Raw genomic sequence first — 944 nt, 5'->3', positions numbered from 1 at the left:
ACCCCCGCCCCCTCACCGGCCAGGAGATCATCCACGACCCCACCGTCGCCCGCCTGAAGTCCGGCGGCTACGTCGCCTACTCGACCGGCGGCGTCATCGGCGCCCGCCTCTCCGCGGACGGCAGGCACTGGGACGACGCGGGCAACGCCTTCGCCGAACCCCCGGCCTGGTGGTACGAGTACAACGACAAGGCCGACCCGTGGGCCCCCGACCTCTCCTACCGCGACGGCCGCTACTGGCTGTACTACGCGGTCTCCTCCTGGGGCAGCAACCACTCCGCGATCGGTGTCGCCACCTCACCCTCCGGCCGCCCCGGCACCTGGACCGACCACGGCAAGGTCTTCTCCTCCGAGCGCACCGACTCCTGGAACGCCATCGACCCGGCGATCGTCCGGGCCGACGGCAGGCTGTGGATGTCCTTCGGCTCGTACTGGACCGGCATCCGCATGGTCGAACTCGACCCGGTGACCGGCAAGGCGGTCCCCGGAGCGACCGTCCACCACCTGGCGACCCGCCCCGACGCCCCGTACGCCGTCGAAGGCCCGTACATCGTCAAGCACGGCCGCCACTACTACCTCTTCGCCTCCTACGACGCCTGCTGCTCCGGCGTGAACTCCACCTACAAGATCAAGGTGGGCCGGTCCGCCTCGGCGACGGGCCCGTACGTCGACAGCACCGGCACCCCGATGCTGAACGGCGGCGGTGACCTCGTCCTGGAGGGCCATGGCCGCTTCATCGGAACCGGCGGCCAGTCCGTCTTCCGCGACAAGGGCAAGGACTGGCTGGCGTACCACTACTACGACGCCGAGGACGAAGGCACGCCCAAGCTGGGCCTGAACCGGCTCAGCTGGACGAAGGACGGCTGGCCCGAGGTCTCGTAGGGGCGCGGGGCAGCGTCCCTTCGCGGCTCCGCCGCGGGGGCGCGAGACCCCCCACCCACCCGT

1 protein-coding gene is annotated in these 944 nt (G+C 71.1%); it reads left to right on the top strand.

Annotated elements, in window-relative coordinates; genetic code table 11:
* A partial coding sequence (locus CCN42_RS40130; RefSeq protein ID WP_086742032.1) for an arabinan endo-1,5-alpha-L-arabinosidase occupies window positions 1-881 on the top strand: 881 nt, incomplete at its 5' end.
* Between the last annotated feature and the right edge of the window lie 63 nt (window positions 882-944).

It is taken from the genome of Streptomyces glaucescens, assembly GCF_002154375.1.
Lineage (GTDB): Bacteria > Actinomycetota > Actinomycetes > Streptomycetales > Streptomycetaceae > Streptomyces > Streptomyces glaucescens.
This window is presented reverse-complemented; position numbering and strand designations above follow the sequence as displayed.